Raw genomic sequence first — 15,792 nt, forward strand, 5'->3', positions numbered from 1 at the left:
AACGGGTGCGGGGCGGCGATTGCCCACGCTACATATAGAAGCTTTCCGCCAGCGAGCCGATCAGCAGCTGCCAGCCATCCACCAGCACGAAGAGCATGAGCTTGAAGGGCAGCGAAATCGTCGAAGGAGGAACCATCATCATCCCCAGCGCCATGAGTACGCTGGCTACAACGAGGTCGATGATCAGAAACGGAATGAAAATGGTGAAGCCGATCTGGAATGCCGTTTTCAGTTCGCTGGTGACGAAGGAGGGCAACAGCACTCGCATCGGTACATCTTCGGGACCTTGCATTTCGCCCACGTTGGCGAGCCGGGCAAACAGGGCTAGATCCGTCTCGCGGGTCTGGGCGAACATGAATTCGCGAAAAGGCTGCTGACCGATTTCAAACGCCTGGTCGAGGCTGATCTGGTCGGTGCTGAAAGGCTGCCAGGCCTGCTCATAGACTTGGTTGAGTACCGGTGACATGACGAAGAAGGTCAGAAACAGCGCAAGGCCGAGCAGTACCTGATTGGGTGGCGCAGACTGGGTGCCCATGGCGGTGCGCAGCAGGCCCAGCACGATGATGATGCGGGTAAAGCTGGTCATCATCAGCAACACGGCCGGCAAGAAGGCCAGCGAACTGAGCAGAAGCAGCGTCTGCAGGCTCAGCGACCATTGTTGGCCGCCGCCAGCGGTAGGCTGGCTGATCACGCCGGTGATTTCCTGCGCGCCGGCCGAGGTCGGCAGTAGCGCGCCCAGAATGAGCAGGCACAGCGTGCTGATGGGTAGCCACAATCGAGGCATCACTCGCGTCCCTCCGCTGAGGGCGGATGCTCATCGCTTGACGGTTTTTTTCGGCCGCTCGCCAGCGTCAGGCCGGCATTGCTCTTGAGTGCCTGGGCGAAGCGCTGCGCGAAGCTCGAATTGGCTGCGGAAGGCGATGTCGCTTCGCGTTCGGCAGACGGGGGAGTCTCGAGACGATGCAGCGTATTGACCTGACCGCCGCCGACACCCAGCACGAGCCAGCTGCCTTCCACCTCGACGATGACCACACGCTCGCGCTGGCCGACCGCGGTGCTTGCCACGACGCGCAGATGACGATTGCCGTGCATGCGTCCCGGACCGATGCGCTTGAGCAACCAGGCGCACAACAGGATCACGCCGATGATCAGCAGCAGCGACAGGGCGGTCTTGCCGAATACGGCCAGCCCCAACAGGGAGTCGCCTTGCGACGCGTTCAGTGCGGCGCTGTTCAGCGTATCACCGGCCTGGCTGGCGGAGTTGGCGAAGCTCATCGGTTGAGTTTCTGCACGCGTTCTGACGGCGTGATGATTTCCGTGATACGGATACCATACTTGTCGTCGACGACCACGACTTCACCTTGGGCGATCAAGTAGCCGTTGATCAGAATATCCATCGGCTCGCCGGCCAGTCCTTCGAGTTCGATGACCGAGCCCTGGGCCAGCTCCAGCAGTTCCTTGATGGTGATCCGTGTGCGGCCAAGCTCGACGGTCAGCTTGACCGGGATATCCATGATCATTTCGAGATCGCGCACTTGATGTTCGCTGACGCCTCTTTCCAGGGGTTTGAAGACACGGTCTCCCGCGGCTTCGGCCTTGCTTGGTGCCGGTGCGGGCTCGCCTGCCTCCTGCTCGGCAAAGGCGTCCGCCCAAGGGTCGTCAGCGCCACCGCCAGCTTCTGCACTGGCCTGCTCGGCCATGGCCTCCGCCCAGGGATCGGCCTCATCGGCGGCTGGCGTCTCGGCGCCTTCCTGCTCGGCCATGGCGTTAGCCCAATCGTCCTCGGCATTTTTCTGATCGGGTTTGTTGGGGTCTGTCATTTGAGAGGATCCTTCGCTACAGGAAACGAACCGTGTTCGATGAGTTGTTTGACCCGCAGGGCACGCTGGCCCTTCTGGCTACCGTAGTCGCACGTCATCACCGGAACGCCATCGACCCGTGTGGTGATCGTCTCCGGCAGTTCGATGGGCAGGATGTCGCCGACGCTGAGTGACATGACACGAGCGATACTCGACGGGATGTGCATGAAATCGGCGATCAGTTCGACTTCGGAGTGCTTGATCTCACCGGCCATGCGCGCTTCCCACTGCCGGTCCTCGTCGGGATGGCTGTCATGAGTCGGGCTGGCGAGCAAGTCGCGTATCGGCTCGATCATCGAGTAGGGCATGCAGATATTGAAGTCGCTGGAAAGATTGCCGACCTCGACATGGAAGGTGCTGTTGACCACGATCTCGTTGGGAGAGTTGGTGATGTGGGCAAACTTGATCTGCATTTCCGAACGCAGGTACTCGATATCCAGCGGATAGATGGCTTTCCAGGCGTCGCCGTAGGCATTAAGCGCCAGGTCGAGGATGCGCTGGATGATGCGCTGCTCGGTGCGTGTGAATTCGCGTCCTTCCGATTTGGTCAAAAAGCGCCCGTCGCCACCGAACAGGTTGTCGACGATCATGAACACCAGGCTGGGCGGGAACACCATCAGTGTGGTACCGCGCAAAGGCTTCATGCCGATCAGGTTGAGGTTGGTGGGCACGGGCAGGTTGCGCGAAAACTCGCTGTAACTCTGAAAGCGTACACTGCCCACGGTGATGTCCGCACTGCGCCGGAGAAGATTGAACAGCGCCATGCGGAACTGACGAGCGAAACGCTCGTTGATGATATCCAGGGCATTGAGGCGCTCGCGGATCACCCGGTGTTGAGTCGCAGGATCGTAAGGGCGAATACGTGAGCTGCGCGAGGAATCCTCGCTGGCGCTGTCGTCGTCGCCGCTGACCCCTTTCAACAGGGCATCGATCTCTTCCTGCGAGAGCAGATCATCTTGAGACATGGTGACCTATTGCACGATGAAATCGGAAAACAGGACGTCGTTAACCGCCAGGGGAGGCTGGGGTTCGGACATCGGCGTATCGAAGATGGCCAGAATCTGCCGGGTCAATTGCTGCTTGCCCTCGGCGGTGACCAGTTCTTCGGCCTGCTGGTTGGAAAGCAGCAGTAGCAAGCGGCTGCGGACTTCCGGCATATGCTCCATCAGGAACTCACGTGTCGATTCATCGCCAACGCGCAGCGACAGCCCTACGTAGAGCAGCCGGTGATCGTAATCGCTTTGCAGATTGACCGTAAACGGATTGACGGTCACGAATACCGGCACGGGCGGTTGCACCGGCGCTTCGGGTTCTTGCACTTCGCTGTCGGCCATGCTCTGCGAACTCATGAAGAAGTACACGCCGAGCGAGGAACCGACCGATAGAAGGACGATCAACAGGCCGATGAGCCACCAGGGTTTACGACGTTTATCCGCCGCGGTTTGTGATTTGGCCATTGCTTCCGCCGTAAGCTGTCTGTCGAAATACTGGAAGTGAGTATGGCGATTGCCCGCGAGATCGATTGCTCGAAAAAGCTGTTTCAATCATGCCAACTTCACGCTTTAGGGGTTGATGAGAAGCCGGGGCCGGGTTTTCCCGAGCACCCGAAAGCGCACACGGCGACTGCCGTGTGCGCGGACGCTGCGTTGCCAATGATCCCCTCTGTCTTGTTATCGGCAGAAAGGCTTAGGCATAAAGGTTGATGGCGCCCAAGGCGCTGATATCTCTCGCCGCCATGCCCTGCGCGACGGTATCGCCGTCGCCCGGCAGGCCGGCGTCGGCCATGGGGGACTGTCCCGTTCCGCGTTGCTGGCCGGATTGGTCCTGAGAGAACGGATTCTGGGCGAACTGGCCTTGGTCGCTGACCATGGCCTCTCCGAGAGAGATGCCGCTATCGGCCAGCGCTTCGCGCAGCTGCGGAATCGCGCCTTCCACCGCGGCACGCACTGAGGCGTGGGCCGAGGAAAAGTGCAGCTGAGCCTGCTGCTCGCCCATCTTCAGGCTGACGCTGAGCGGGCCCAGCTCGGCGGGGTTGAGGTGCAGTTCGACGCGTTGATCGCCGCGCTGCTGGATACGTACCAGTTGCTGGGAGAGCGAGGCGCCCCACTCGGGCGAAGCCAGGGGGGTGTTCAGGGCGGCCGTGATCGGGGGCGAGGAGGCGGATGGCGTACCGTTTGCGGGGCTTGCCGTAGCCTGAGCGCCTGGTGCCGAAGCCGTCGTCAGGATTGAGTGGGGCGATGGGCCACTCTGTTCGGTACCCTCCATCTCGGCACCCGACAGCAGCGTCTGGCCGGCCTTCGTCAAGCTGGCGTCCAGTGCCGTGGCATCGCCGGCCTGGGGGGCGGCCGCTTGTAACTTGGCCGCAGCCAGATCAAACGTCGGGTTGGCATCGGGGCCCGAGAGCGTCGCTTGCGTTGTCGGCATGGCTGCCTGGCCGGTGGTCAGTGTCTGGAGTGCCGGCATGCCCGGGTGATGGGCGGCAGGCAGGGCGGCGTTGGTCGCCGACTCCAGGGACTGTCCTGCCTGTTGAATAGCCGCCATCCGCTCGCGCACTTCTGCCAGGGCCTGAGGCAGTGTCATGGAGATCAGCTGTCCATCTGCATCATCCTGGCGGGACTCCGCTTCGCGCTGGAGCTTTTGCCAGGCGCTCTTGGCGTCGGCACTGAGGGGGGCTTGGCTGCCAGGCAGGCCGTCGCCATTCGCCAGTGCGATATTGCGTGCCAGTGGCGAAAGTGCCAGCTCTGGTGTTGCGTCGGGGTGGGCTTCCGGGTCGCTGGCAGCCTTGTGGCGGTCGTCGGTTGCAAGAATCGCCTCACTCAGTGTCGAGGCGGTGTCCGAAGCGTCCGCTGCAGTGGCCGGCATTGCGCTCTGATCCAGCTTCGCCGATTCCGAGGCGCCGGGCAAAGGGCTTGACGCGGGCTCGCCTTGTGTAGCCTCGCCCTGGTGCTTGCCGCCGGATGACGCTTGGGCATGTGGCGCTGTTGCATTAGCTGCGCTGGTGCGTGCCTTGTCGTATTCGGCTGCGAACGGGGAAGAGGAATCGGCCTGCCCTGAGGCGCCATTACGGGACCCCGGGCGTGAGTCGCTGCCTTTGGCAGGCGTGAGCAACGCGATATCCATACGTAATGGCCTCGTTAATGCGATGAGTCGTTGTTGGTTTCGTTCTGTCGCCGGGCCGATCGGGCGGCGATTTCGTCGAACTGGCGTTGCTCGAGCCGCGTGGCATGACGTTGGGACGCCTGCTCGCGCCGCTCGGCAAGGATGTCATAAGCGTTGAGCTTGCGTTGCTGACCCTGCCAGTTCCCCAAGCCATGATCGACGCGGCGCGCCTGATCGCCAAGTTGCTGGCGCTGCCGGTCTATGGCCTGGTCTAGCGAGACCAGAAATTGCTGGTAATTATGCCAGCTGGCGGGATCGATACCGCCTTGCATGCTGTGCTGCAGTTTTTGCCGATATTCATGACGGTATTGCTGCAACTGCTCCAGGCGTGCCTGGGCTTCCTGATGCGCGCGGCGCAGGCGTCCCAGCTCCTGCGTGGCCTGGTCGCGGGCCTCGCGGGTCAGATCTCTCAACGTATCCAGCGGGGCGGTGTGTGCCATGAGATCTCCTTGTCGTTACGGGATGGAACGCCTGGGGCGCGGGAGACAAGCATCGGCTCGCCGCTACCGGGACGGAACAGGATGATTTTGCCTGACCGTTTCACGTCTTGACCTCGGGCAGTAGCGTTCCCAGTGCGGACTGGGTTGCGGCTACGTCGGCACGTTCGTCGATACGCTGTTGCAAAAAGCCCTCGAGTCGCGGATACAGGGCCACGGCGCGATCGAGCTGGGGATCGTGGCCGGGCGCATAGGCCCCCACACTGATCAGATCGCGGTTGCGCTGATAACGGGAAATCATTTGTTTGAAGCGCTGGGCACGCATCTGATGCGTAGTATCGACGATGGCGGTCATGGCTCGACTGATCGAAGCCTCGATATCGATTGCCGGATAATGTCCGCTTTCAGCGAGCTGGCGCGACAGTACGATATGGCCATCGAGAATCGCGCGTGCCGAGTCGGCGATCGGATCCTGCTGATCGTCGCCTTCGGTGAGCACGGTGTAGAAGGCGGTAATCGAGCCGCCGCCTTGGGTGCCGTTGCCATCCACGACGCGACCCAGCAGCGTCGCGCCAATGGGAAAGCGTCGTGCGCTGGCTCCATCAAGACGGCTGGTGCCCAGCGCAAAGACCCGGGCGCCCGGCAGCAGGCCGCTGATTTCGCCCAGCGGCATCAGAAACAGCTTTTCTCCCGCAAATCCCACCACCTCGGCTTCGGCATATCGCTGCGCTTTGGCGCGACCCGGCTCACCGGCGGCCTTGTCGTGGGCAAAAAGCTCGATCTGGCAGGCGCTGCCCAGCGGCAGGCGCAAGCCGACGGCTTCGAGGACCATACCGGTGGCGCGGGTGATTCGCCCGTGGGACTGATAGGGGGGCAGCGCATCGATACGCTGGTTGACCTTGCCCAGCACGTGTTTCCAGTGCCGGGAGTGTTCCAGTGCGGCATTCTCCGGCGAGACGGGCGTTTCACTCATGGCTGTCGTCCCGGGCCACACTGTCGGGAGCCGGTGTCCGTTGGCGACGCTGGTCGATAATCGCGGCCCAGCGGGCCTCGATACTGGCATCGAAGCCACCGGAAGCGCTGCTGGCACGGCAGCCGCCGCGCGTCAGTGATTCATCGGGCAGGGCCTGCCAACCCTGGGCATCGAGCTCGGCGCCCAGATGGGCCTTGACCAGTGTCAGGTCGGCGGGGTGCAGCCACAGGCGTGGTTTGCCGCTCAAGGCGGGTTCGGCATGCAGCAGTTCGCGCACCAGATTCACGACATGCTCCGGATGGGCTTCGAGCGTTTCGAGCGCCAGTTGGCGGCCTACCGTCAGGGCCAGCTCGGTCAAGTGGTCGGCCAGTTGATCGTCGAGCTGGGCCAGTGCCTCACGAAAATGGCCGGCGAGCTCGGCGAGAGGGGCGAGCGCCTGGGCCATCTGTCGGGTGGTTTCCGCTTCGCCGGCGGCACGGCCTTCCGCCAGTCCCTTTTCGTAGCCGGCCGTATGTCCCTCGGCGTGTCCGGCGTCGTAGCCTTCCTGCCGACCGGTATCGAAAGCCTGGCGCTGCTGGGCTTCGAGTTCCGCGCTACGCTTGGCGGCCAGGCGCCGGCGAGCGTCGATGGCCTCCTGCATGTCGCGCTTGTTCTCAGAGGGGGTGCCCAGCGTGTCCATTTCCCAACGCTGCCAGTTTGACGTGGAAAAAGGCGTGACCGGACGTTCGCTACGACGCTCAGACATAGGTGTCGTCTCCACCGCCCAGGACTATCTCGCCGCTGTCCGCCAGGCGACGCACCACCTGGAGGATGGTTTTCTGTTCGGCCTCGACCTGGGAGACACGGATCGGCCCGCGGGCTTCGAGGTCTTCCTGCAGTAGAGCCGCGGCACGCTGCGACATGTTGCGCATGAACTTCTCGACCAGAGCATCCTGGGCACCCTTGAGCGCCACCACCAGCGAGTTGGTGTCGATTTCCTTGAGTACCATCTGAATGCCGCGATCGTCGATATCGAGCAGGTTCTCGAACAGGAACATCTCGTCGATGATGCGCTGCGCCAGATCTTCGTTGTGGGCGCGTACCGTTTCGATGACCTGCTCTTCCTGGGAAGAATTCATCAGGTTGAGAATCTCGGCCGCGGTACGTACACCGCCCATCTTGCTGCGCTTGAGGTTCTGACCGTCGAGCATGCCACCCAATACCTCGGTGAGTTCTTGAAGGGCTGCAGGTTGCACGCCGCTGAAGGTGGCGATACGCAGCACCACGTCATTGCGCAGCTTGTCGTCGAACTGTTCGAGGAGTCCCGCTGCTTGATGACGATCAAGGTGAATGAGAATCGTGGCGATGATCTGCGGATGCTCGTCGCGGATCAGGTCCGCCGCCATCGACGCTTCCATCAGGTTGAGTGCATCGATGCCCGACGAGGCGCCGGAGCTTTCGAGGATATCCTCGATCAGGCTGGAGGCGCGTTCGCTGCCCAGCGCCTTGGTCAGCACCGAGCGGATATGGTCGCTGGAGTGCAGGTTGATGGCGGTGAATTGCTCGGCTTCATCATGAAACTCACGAAGCACCTCGGCCATTTCCTCGTGCGAGACTTGGTCGAGCGCGGCCATTTCGATACTGATCTGCTGGATTTCCGCCGGCGAAAGGAACTTGAACACTTCCGCCGCACTGTCCTCGTCCAGCGATAGCAGCAGGATTGCGCCGCGACGGGCGCCGCTCATATCAGTCATGTTTGCTTACCCAGCCTCTGACGATCATGGCCACGAGACGCGGGTCTTCCTGAGCCATCTCGCGGGCGTCCTTGAGATTCTGTTCGTAGCTTGCCGACTTGTTACGCTTGCGCTTCGGTTCGCCACGGTCGTACAGGTCGGTTGCTGCTGCGTTTTCATCCGCGACTTCTCGAATATCCGGTGCCGGGGTGAAGACCGGGGTCGCCGGCGCCGGGGCGCGGGTATGGCGCTGCACCAGCGGACGTACGATCTTGAACCACAGGAACAGGGCGACCAGTGCGACCAGCAGGTAACGGCCCAGTGTCATTGCCATCTCGATGGCCTGCGGCGTTTTCCACCAATCGACATTGGCGTCGTCGGATTGCGGTTCGGTGAACTGACTGTTGACCACCGCGATGGCATCGCCTCGCGCTTCGGAATAGCCCATGGCCTGACGCACCAGTTGCTCGACCTGGGCCAGTTCTGCATCGCTAAGCGGTTTGCGGACCGGCTGGCCCTCGTCATCCAGCGTGGTGCGGTAGTTGACGACGACGGCAACCGACAACCTTTCGATGTTGCCGCTGCGCTGCTGCACATGCTCAACGGTACGGTCGACTTCATAGTTGATGGTGTTTTCGCGACGCAACTGGCCAAGGTTCTGGGCATCGGCAGTGGTGGCTTCGGTATCCGCTTCGCCCTCGGCGTCTCCGTCGCCGTCCTCCTCCTCGGGAGCAACGCCATTGTCGATGGGCGAGGGTGCAACCCCTGGGGCTTGATTGCTGAGCGCGCCGGGTACGCCCATGGCGGTGTCGGCACGGCTCTGGAATGCCTCGCTGTTCTGCTGGCTGCGTATGGCTGCCGCGGCGGGCGCCTGGTTGGGGTTGTAGCGTTCGGCAGTCTGCTCGCGGTGCGAAAAATCGATCTGCGCGGCGACCTGCGCCTTGATGTTCTGCGCGCCCATGATCGGGGCCAGAATAGCCTCGATGCGCCGCTGGTAGGAGCGCTCGACTTCGGTGATATAGCTCAGCTGTGTGCCGTTGAGCTGTAGGCCGTCGCCGCTGGGGCGGGAAAGCAGGCGGCCGGTCTGGTCGACGACCGTGACATCCTCGGCGGCAAGCTCAGGCACGCTGCTCGACACCATGTGAACGATGGCGTTGACCTGGCCATCGCCCATGACGCGACCGGGTTGCAGTTCGAGCATGACCGAAGCGCTGGCGGGTTGGCGCTCACGCACGAAAACCGAAGGCTTGGCCATGGCCAGATGTACGCGCGCTTTCTGTACCGGTCCCAGGGTCTCGACGGAGCGTGCCAGCTCGCCTTCCAGCGCACGCTGGTAGTTGATGTGTTCGGCGAATTGGCTGATGCCGAACGCTTGGCTGTCCATGAGTTCGAAGCCGACGCCGCCGGCTTGGGGAAGTCCCTGCTCGGCAAGCTTCAGACGCAGGGAGTGTACCTGGTCGGCGGGCACCAGCAGGGCCTGGCCGCTATCACTGAACTGATAGGGCACGCCGAGGCTGTCGAGCTCGGCGATGATCTGGCCGCCGTCCGCATCGGTCAGTGTCGAATAGAGCACGCGGTAATCGGGGCTGCGCGCCCACATCAGCAAGGCAATGACAATGGCCACTGCGGCGGCGCCTGCAATTATCAGCGGCAGGCGAGAATTGTTGCGCAGCTGTGTCAGCCACTGGTTGGCGCCTCCCTGGGTAGGGCTTGCGGCAGCCTGCGTAGCCTGGCCCTGAGAGGTGTCATTGGCAGAAGCAGCTGTACTCATGCGGTTCTCCGCCTGCGCCAAGTGTGGCGCGGTGTCGGTCCAGAATGCATTGCGATGTCCGGCTCCAGAATCCGTTGCATCCGATCAGCCAAGCTTCGAGCTGTGTGGGCGGGGGCCCACCACCCGGCCGAAGACTCGGGGCGTATGTGTGATGGCGGCTATTATGTGGTGGGGTGAAAAGCGTAAAGGTCCGAAAAGCCGATATTTTGTTATCCATTTGTAAGCATGATGATGGCCGAGGCCCTGCTAGGCTTGCTGCACTCTAGGGTAGGTGCGGCATGCCTGCCTTTATTGCAGGTCTGTCCGACAGGAGTGAGTCCATGAGTTCTCCCGCCATAGCTGCAGCCCTACAGCAGATGCAGGCATTGGCCACCCAGGCTGCCGGCCAGGCATCGCAGGGCACGCACATCGCGACTGCCGTGGGCCAGGGCGGTTTCGCCAACGAGCTGCAGGCTTCCATTTCGCGTATCAATCAGTTGCAGAAATCCGCCGACGCCAAGGCCAAGGCATTTGAAGCCGGTGAGCCCGACGTGGCGCTGAACGACGTCATGGTCGATATGCAGAAAGCGAGCGTCGCCTTCCAGATGGGCCTTCAGGTACGTAACCGCCTGGTAACGGCTTACAAGGATGTCATGAACATGCAGGTGTAGGCAGCGTATCCGCTGGAATGGGGTGTGCCGGGCTGGGGCGATGGTGCTGCTACCGTGCCGCTCAGGCGCGGTAGCGGCGCAGGAAGCGCTCGTCGATGTGATGTTTCGCAATCAGGCTGAGACGCCCCGGCCACCAGTATTTGCCGCGTAGCGCCAGGCCATAGCCGTCTCCCAGGTCGAGAATCTGCAGCGCCTGTGATGCCGGTCGGTAGCGGTGCATGGGGTTTCCTCTTAGCGATGCCAACAGGTTTTCCAGCAGGAGAGGAGCCTGGCGTACGCCGTGCACCCCCAGCTTGGGCAGGGGCAGGTTGCGGATGGCGGCGCAATCGCCTGCGGCGAAGACATGTGCGTCACCGGTCGATTGCAGGGTCTCGTTCACGCAGAGCCCTTCACGACATACCGGTAGCGAGGAGGGCGCATACGAAAGGGAGGGCGTCAATCCCGTGGCCAGCACGACATCATCGACCGGCAATGACCAGTTTCGACCACCGATCGTATGCCGGTCGAGCGTCGTGACTTTCCGGTCTAGCAGTACCTGCACGCCACGTTTGGCGAGGTGCCGCTGTATCCAGCATGAGGCTCCCGCTGGAGCCTGTGGCAGGAGTCGTGGCTGCCGTCCTATCAGCATGATCGGGCAGGTTTTGCCGAGCCTGCGGCAGAGGGCGTCAAGGTTGGCGGCGATTTCGATGCCGGTTGCACCGCCGCCGATCACGGCTAGACGTGGGACTTCACCACGGACAAGACGCTGTGTCAGTGCTTGATGCAGTGTCAGAAGGTTGTCGATGGGCTTGACGGGCCAGAGGCGTATGGCGGTTTTTTCGGCTGAGTCAAAAGGCGGTGCAAGGCTGATGCGGCTACCGGTATTCAGCGAAAGCCGGTGGTAGGGGAGCTGGCTGCCATCGCTTAACGTCACGTAGCGCTGATGGGGATGTATCTGCGACAAGGCGGTGCTGTGGTGCGCGACATTGTGTGCTTGCGCCAGGCGTGCGGTGTCGATACGGCCTCGTGGGGCGTCATAGCTCCCGCCCAGCATGGCACTGGCCCGACCTGAATACCAGAAATCTCCCGGGTCAATGAGCGTCAGGCGCACATGCTGGGTATTCAGCATCGCTGCGTTGGCGACAAGATGAAGATGTGCATGCCCAGCGCCTGCCAGCACGATGTGGAAGGTGGAGGGCATGTTTTCTTGCATGTCGGCCATGTCGCCAGGAGTCGTCATGGAGAGGTTATTTACAGCCTGAGGCTAAAGTATGCCCGTTAAAAGGCGATAGATAAGAAAAGCATATTTCTTTAGGTGTTTTTTAGATACTGAATGTAAAGTTTCGTGCTCGATTCGGCTGGCTGGCGTAAATACTTTGAATCTATCAGAAGAAGCTCACGAGTTGCTAACGCTCTCCACATCATGCGCGCCTGACCGGCAAAAGTTCAAGGGTGATCGAAATGCCGGGGAGATAAGTCAATGTTCAAAAGGATGATGACGCCCGATGCCTGGCTGCATGAGGGGCTGCTCGGTGAGTCGGTTGTCCAGCAATTGGCGTGGCCTATATTGGAAGAAGATATCCGCGCCGCAAGTACCTTTCATTCGGGTATGCTGCTGCGCCTGCTCATGGTGCATCCGAATGAAAGCTCCCGCTCTGAGATTCTGGAAAGCAATATTATCCAGACATATACCCTGCGTGTCGCCAAGGTATTCCACGCCTATGGCGTGGAGGGCAGCAACCCCGATGTGTCGGCGTTGGCGGGAGGGGATTTCGAGCATTGGGTTTATGACTATTCCGCTTTTGTCATGTTGGCGCGCCTTGCATCCGAGCATTTCCACGCCATCGATTCCTGCCGTTTGGAGCATCTGCTGGGGCTGGTGGCCATTCGATATAAACTGGAAAACTATATTCGAAGGCAGTGTCCGACCTGTCGCGGTGAAGAGCTGTTATGGGGCAATATCCCGGCCAGGGGCGTGCCGATAGGCCGGCCCGACATGCTGAGCATCAAGGAGATTGCCGCCGTTTCCGGGCTTAAGTTGGCCACGGTGCGTAATGCCATTTCTCGCCGGGAAATGCCTTATCAGCGTCCTGAGGGGGTACCCTGCAAGGACGCCATGGATTGGCTGATGCAGCGTAGTGGATTCCGCTTCACGCAGGCAGGCATGTTATGCACGCATCAGCGTACCAATGGCAAGATTGCCAGTGAATGGTTGGGCAATTGCAATACGGTGGAACGCGTCGCCTTCATCAGCCGACTACGGTTGGAGGTATGGCGTGTTCGACGTAGCGGAAAGATGTTCGCCGTCAATGCCCATGGCGTGCGTCATTGCATTGTCACTTTGCCGGAAACCCCCTCTCCAGCCTTGCTGGAATTGGCCCTCGAGCAGCTCCAGGACCGTAGCGAAGAGCCGGCCGCACGACTGTACCGGGAGGCTTTCGTGAGTGATGGTAATGTGGAGGCGCTGTGGCAGTTTCAAGTTCCCAGCCTGGACGTACTCAAGGCCATCATCGTGATTCTGGATGCCCTGGAACCTCAAAACACATGCCGGCCTTCTGAGCAACAGGAATTGTCGAACGGTTGCCATTATGTGCTTGGCAGCGCGTGAATGGCAGGTATACGTGCTGGCCGATCAGCGCGCTGGCGCTTTTCGCTCACGTGAATTCCAGGCGGAAAACGAGTAAAGCGCTAGGCCGATCCAGATCAGCACGAAGGTCATGAGTTGGATCGCGGCCAGAGGCTCCTTGAAGATCACGAGCGCGATGACGAATTGCAGCGTGGGGTTGATGTACATCAGAAAGCCCACGGTGGATAGTTTGAGGCGTCGCGCGGCGCCGGCAAACGCCAGCAAGGGGAGTGCCGTAATGGCGCCACTGGCGATGAGCAGCGCTGTGGTCATGGCATTGGCGCCGAAGTGGGAGATGCCGGACTGCGATAGCCAAATGAGTGCAATCAAGCCGAGCGGAAAAAGCGCCAGTGTTTCCACGAATAGGCCCGATAGCCCGTCCAGAGGCACTTGCTTGCGCAGCAGACCGTAAGTGCCGAAGGTGATTGCCAGCGTCAGGCTGATCCAGGGGAGCTCCCCCATTACCGCCAGCTGGACTGCGATGGCGGTACAGGCCAGGACCACGGCAGTACCTTGTAGACGGGTGATGCGCTCACGCAGCACCAACATGCCCAGCGCCACATTGACCAACGGGGTCATAAAGTATCCCAGGCTTGCCTGTAGCACTTCATGCTGCTCGACGGCATAAATATACAGCCCCCAGTTCACTCCGATCAGAATCGCGCAGGCCAGCACGCGCCCCAGGCGTCGGGGCTTGGCCAATGCCGCCGTGATCGGCTGCCAGCGTTTCAGGGCGGAAACCACCAGTACCAGGAAAAGGCAGGCCCAGAGCACTCGGTGAATCAGAATTTCCCAGGCGGGCACTCCTTCGAACAGGGCAAAGAAAAGCGGAAAACAGCCCCACATGGTATAGGCCGCCAGGCCAAACGCGATGCCCTTGCTTCCTTCATGGCCCGGCTTTTGGGGAGTCACGTCATCATTGGCAGGATGGCTTGTCGACATAAACGCTCATAAGCAGAAGTCACGTAACGGGTGACGGGTCAGGGATGCGCTAATTTAGCATGAGAAGTATACGCTTGCCGCATCGGTTCTTCAGCGTTCAGACTGGCGCGCAAGGCCATGTACAATGTTGCCGTGTTTTCATGCCTTACTCATGAGGGTCTCGCTATGAGCCAACTACGGACCACGCTGGTACAAGCCGACCTGTGCTGGGAGGATCCCGACGCCAACTGTCGTGCGCTGGAGACCCTGCTGGCTGGGCTCGGTAGCGAGCAGACCGACCTGATCGTGCTGCCGGAAATGTTCGCGACAGGTTTCACCATGAATTCACGCGAAATGGCCGAGCCGATGGAGAATAGCGCCCGTGTCGCGTGGATGCGTGAGCAAGCCGTGACCCGGGGCTGCGCGATGACGGGGAGCATCGCCGTGCACGACGGCGATCTCTGTTTCAATCGAATGCTGTGGGCCACGCCCGAGGGCGAGGTGAGGTATTACGACAAGCGCCACCTCTTTCGCATGGCCGGTGAGCATGAGCGTTATGGCATGGGGCATGAGCGGGTTGTGGTGGAACTCAAGGGAGTTCGCTTGCTGCTCTCGGTCTGCTACGACCTGCGTTTTCCGGTATGGCTGCGTCAACAAGCCGCCTCCGGTGAGCACTTCGAATACGACGCCCTGATTTGTGTGGCCAATTGGCCCGCACCACGCCGCCATCCCTGGCGGACACTACTCCAGGCCCGGGCGATAGAGAATCTCTGTTACGTCGTGGGCGTCAATCGTGTTGGCGAGGATGCCAAAGGTCTTGCCTATGCCGGCGACTCGATGCTGGTTGATTTCAAGGGCGAAGCATTGATCGACGAAGCGCCGGATAGATCATTCGTCAAGACGGGTGTTCTCGATCGCGAGGCACTGGCGCAGTTCCGGGAAAAATTTCCGGCGTGGATGGACGCAGACCGCTTTACCCTGGAGCATTGACATGCGGTTAGACAAGTTTCTTAGCGATACCACCGAGTTGACACGCACGCTAGCCAAGAAGGCTCTGCACCGTGAAGAGGTCACGGTGGATGGCAGCGTGACCAAAAACCCTGCCACTCAGGTGAATGAGTGCAGCGAAGTCGTCTGGCTGGGGGAGCGTCTGGCGCTGGTCGGCCTGCGTTACATCATGCTCAACAAGCCACAAGGCTATGAGTGTACGGCACGCCGAGGACTGCATCCCACCGTGCTGGAGTTATTGGATATTCCCAAGGCCGAGCGGCTGCACGCAGTGGGGCGGCTCGATGTCGACACGACCGGGCTGGTGCTGCTGACAGACGACGGGCAATGGTCGCACCGGATTACCTCGCCGAAGCATCGCTGCGCCAAGATCTATCATGCCGCGTTGGCAGAGCCGGTGGCATCCTCCGCTGTCGAGGACTTTGCTCAGGGAATCATGCTCGACGGCGAAGAGCTGCCCACCGCGCCTGCCGCACTAGAAGTTATCGACCCGCATACCGTGCGTCTGAGTATCACGGAAGGTAAATATCACCAGATCAAGCGGATGTTTGGGGCTTTAGGGAACCGTGTCGTCAGTCTGCATCGCGAGCGGATCGGGAATATCGTACTTGACCCGGAACTAGCGCCGGGAGAATGGCGTGATTTGATCGCCGAGGAGAGAGATTCGGTATAGTTATACCGTTATCTATAAAATATA

At 60.9% G+C, this 15,792-nt stretch carries 17 protein-coding genes; 4 read left to right on the forward strand and 13 right to left on the reverse strand.

Annotated elements, in window-relative coordinates; translation table 11 throughout:
* Positions 1–28: 28 nt before the first annotated feature.
* The 11 genes from fliP to fliF all read right to left on the reverse strand — a co-directional run bounded on the left by fliP (position 29) and on the right by fliF (position 9,911).
* Positions 29–784, reverse strand: coding sequence for a flagellar type III secretion system pore protein FliP (gene fliP, locus ACW4DH_RS06685; RefSeq protein ID WP_459635955.1), 756 nt, complete (start codon positions 782–784; stop codon positions 29–31).
* Positions 784–1,275: a flagellar biosynthetic protein FliO gene (gene fliO / locus ACW4DH_RS06690; protein ID WP_459635596.1), complete on the reverse strand. Its 492-nt coding sequence runs from the start codon at positions 1,273–1,275 to the stop codon at positions 784–786. The genes fliP and fliO overlap by 1 nt, the downstream gene beginning before the upstream one ends.
* The gene (gene fliN, locus ACW4DH_RS06695) at positions 1,272–1,820 is read right to left on the reverse strand and encodes a flagellar motor switch protein FliN (RefSeq protein ID WP_459635597.1); all 549 of its coding nucleotides are present in this window, start codon (positions 1,818–1,820) and stop codon (positions 1,272–1,274) included. The genes fliO and fliN overlap by 4 nt, the downstream gene beginning before the upstream one ends.
* Positions 1,817–2,824, reverse strand: coding sequence for a flagellar motor switch protein FliM (gene fliM / locus ACW4DH_RS06700; protein WP_459635598.1), 1,008 nt, complete (start codon positions 2,822–2,824; stop codon positions 1,817–1,819). The genes fliN and fliM overlap by 4 nt, the downstream gene beginning before the upstream one ends.
* Positions 2,825–2,830: 6 nt before the next feature.
* Positions 2,831–3,316, reverse strand: coding sequence for a flagellar basal body-associated protein FliL (gene fliL / locus ACW4DH_RS06705; RefSeq protein WP_459635599.1), 486 nt, complete (start codon positions 3,314–3,316; stop codon positions 2,831–2,833).
* 229 nt (positions 3,317–3,545) lie between these two features.
* A complete protein-coding gene (locus tag ACW4DH_RS06710; RefSeq protein WP_459635600.1) occupies positions 3,546–4,979 on the reverse strand; it encodes a flagellar hook-length control protein FliK in 1,434 nt (477 codons plus the stop codon).
* Positions 4,980–4,993: 14 nt separating this feature from the next.
* Positions 4,994–5,458, reverse strand: a complete 465-nt coding sequence (fliJ, locus tag ACW4DH_RS06715; RefSeq protein WP_459635601.1) for a flagellar export protein FliJ — start codon at positions 5,456–5,458, stop codon at positions 4,994–4,996.
* A 100-nt stretch (positions 5,459–5,558) separates the two neighbouring features.
* On the reverse strand, positions 5,559–6,428 hold the full coding sequence (locus ACW4DH_RS06720) for a hypothetical protein (protein WP_459635602.1): 870 nt from the start codon (positions 6,426–6,428) through the stop codon (positions 5,559–5,561).
* A complete protein-coding gene (gene fliH, locus ACW4DH_RS06725; protein ID WP_459635603.1) occupies positions 6,421–7,173 on the reverse strand; it encodes a flagellar assembly protein FliH in 753 nt (250 codons plus the stop codon). Before fliH ends, ACW4DH_RS06720 begins: the two co-directional genes overlap by 8 nt.
* Complete coding sequence (gene fliG, locus ACW4DH_RS06730) at positions 7,166–8,161, reverse strand: flagellar motor switch protein FliG (protein ID WP_459635604.1); 996 nt, start codon at positions 8,159–8,161, stop codon at positions 7,166–7,168. The genes fliH and fliG overlap by 8 nt, the downstream gene beginning before the upstream one ends.
* Positions 8,154–9,911 carry a flagellar basal-body MS-ring/collar protein FliF gene (gene fliF / locus ACW4DH_RS06735; RefSeq protein ID WP_459635605.1) on the reverse strand — a complete coding sequence of 586 codons (1,758 nt, stop codon included), beginning with the start codon at positions 9,909–9,911 and terminating at the stop codon, positions 8,154–8,156. Before fliF ends, fliG begins: the two co-directional genes overlap by 8 nt.
* A gap of 320 nt (positions 9,912–10,231) precedes the next feature.
* Here fliF and fliE point away from each other — a divergent pair, with 320 nt between their 5' ends.
* A complete protein-coding gene (gene fliE, locus ACW4DH_RS06740; protein ID WP_459635606.1) occupies positions 10,232–10,561 on the forward strand; it encodes a flagellar hook-basal body complex protein FliE in 330 nt (109 codons plus the stop codon).
* Between the two features lie 61 nt (positions 10,562–10,622).
* Here the strand turns inward: fliE and ACW4DH_RS06745 are convergent, their stop codons facing one another.
* A complete protein-coding gene (locus tag ACW4DH_RS06745; RefSeq protein ID WP_459635607.1) occupies positions 10,623–11,762 on the reverse strand; it encodes an NAD(P)/FAD-dependent oxidoreductase in 1,140 nt (379 codons plus the stop codon).
* A 258-nt stretch (positions 11,763–12,020) separates the two neighbouring features.
* Between ACW4DH_RS06745 and ACW4DH_RS06750 the strand changes: the two genes are divergently transcribed.
* On the forward strand, positions 12,021–13,148 hold the full coding sequence (locus tag ACW4DH_RS06750) for a hypothetical protein (RefSeq protein WP_459635608.1): 1,128 nt from the start codon (positions 12,021–12,023) through the stop codon (positions 13,146–13,148).
* A 24-nt stretch (positions 13,149–13,172) separates the two neighbouring features.
* On the opposite strand, the gene rarD is transcribed toward ACW4DH_RS06750, so the two are convergent.
* Positions 13,173–14,108 carry an EamA family transporter RarD gene (gene rarD / locus ACW4DH_RS06755; protein ID WP_459635609.1) on the reverse strand — a complete coding sequence of 312 codons (936 nt, stop codon included), beginning with the start codon at positions 14,106–14,108 and terminating at the stop codon, positions 13,173–13,175.
* Positions 14,109–14,273: 165 nt separating this feature from the next.
* Here rarD and ACW4DH_RS06760 point away from each other — a divergent pair, with 165 nt between their 5' ends.
* Positions 14,274–15,077 (forward strand): amidohydrolase, encoded by an 804-nt coding sequence (locus tag ACW4DH_RS06760; protein ID WP_459635610.1) that lies wholly within the window; start codon positions 14,274–14,276, stop codon positions 15,075–15,077.
* A 1-nt stretch (position 15,078) separates the two neighbouring features.
* Positions 15,079–15,768 carry a 16S rRNA pseudouridine(516) synthase RsuA gene (gene rsuA, locus ACW4DH_RS06765; RefSeq protein ID WP_459635611.1) on the forward strand — a complete coding sequence of 230 codons (690 nt, stop codon included), beginning with the start codon at positions 15,079–15,081 and terminating at the stop codon, positions 15,766–15,768.
* Positions 15,769–15,792 lie beyond the last annotated feature (24 nt).

This window comes from Halomonas sp. WWR20, from assembly GCF_054602495.1.

Excerpts from the sequence above, each read along its gene's own strand:
- fliP (WP_459635955.1), bottom strand. The coding sequence starts at position 784 with ATGCCTCGATTGTGGCTACCCATCAGCACGCTGTGCCTGCTCATTCTG.
- fliO (WP_459635596.1), bottom strand. The coding sequence starts at position 1,275 with ATGAGCTTCGCCAACTCCGCCAGCCAGGCCGGTGATACGCTGAACAGC.
- fliN (WP_459635597.1), bottom strand. The coding sequence starts at position 1,820 with ATGACAGACCCCAACAAACCCGATCAGAAAAATGCCGAGGACGATTGG.
- fliM (WP_459635598.1), bottom strand. The coding sequence starts at position 2,824 with ATGTCTCAAGATGATCTGCTCTCGCAGGAAGAGATCGATGCCCTGTTG.
- fliL (WP_459635599.1), bottom strand. The coding sequence starts at position 3,316 with ATGGCCAAATCACAAACCGCGGCGGATAAACGTCGTAAACCCTGGTGG.
- ACW4DH_RS06710 (WP_459635600.1), bottom strand. The coding sequence starts at position 4,979 with ATGGATATCGCGTTGCTCACGCCTGCCAAAGGCAGCGACTCACGCCCG.
- fliJ (WP_459635601.1), bottom strand. The coding sequence starts at position 5,458 with ATGGCACACACCGCCCCGCTGGATACGTTGAGAGATCTGACCCGCGAG.
- ACW4DH_RS06720 (WP_459635602.1), bottom strand. The coding sequence starts at position 6,428 with ATGAGTGAAACGCCCGTCTCGCCGGAGAATGCCGCACTGGAACACTCC.
- fliH (WP_459635603.1), bottom strand. The coding sequence starts at position 7,173 with ATGTCTGAGCGTCGTAGCGAACGTCCGGTCACGCCTTTTTCCACGTCA.
- fliG (WP_459635604.1), bottom strand. The coding sequence starts at position 8,161 with ATGACTGATATGAGCGGCGCCCGTCGCGGCGCAATCCTGCTGCTATCG.
- fliF (WP_459635605.1), bottom strand. The coding sequence starts at position 9,911 with ATGAGTACAGCTGCTTCTGCCAATGACACCTCTCAGGGCCAGGCTACG.
- fliE (WP_459635606.1), top strand. The coding sequence starts at position 10,232 with ATGAGTTCTCCCGCCATAGCTGCAGCCCTACAGCAGATGCAGGCATTG.
- ACW4DH_RS06745 (WP_459635607.1), bottom strand. The coding sequence starts at position 11,762 with ATGGCCGACATGCAAGAAAACATGCCCTCCACCTTCCACATCGTGCTG.
- ACW4DH_RS06750 (WP_459635608.1), top strand. The coding sequence starts at position 12,021 with ATGTTCAAAAGGATGATGACGCCCGATGCCTGGCTGCATGAGGGGCTG.
- rarD (WP_459635609.1), bottom strand. The coding sequence starts at position 14,108 with ATGTCGACAAGCCATCCTGCCAATGATGACGTGACTCCCCAAAAGCCG.
- ACW4DH_RS06760 (WP_459635610.1), top strand. The coding sequence starts at position 14,274 with ATGAGCCAACTACGGACCACGCTGGTACAAGCCGACCTGTGCTGGGAG.
- rsuA (WP_459635611.1), top strand. The coding sequence starts at position 15,079 with ATGCGGTTAGACAAGTTTCTTAGCGATACCACCGAGTTGACACGCACG.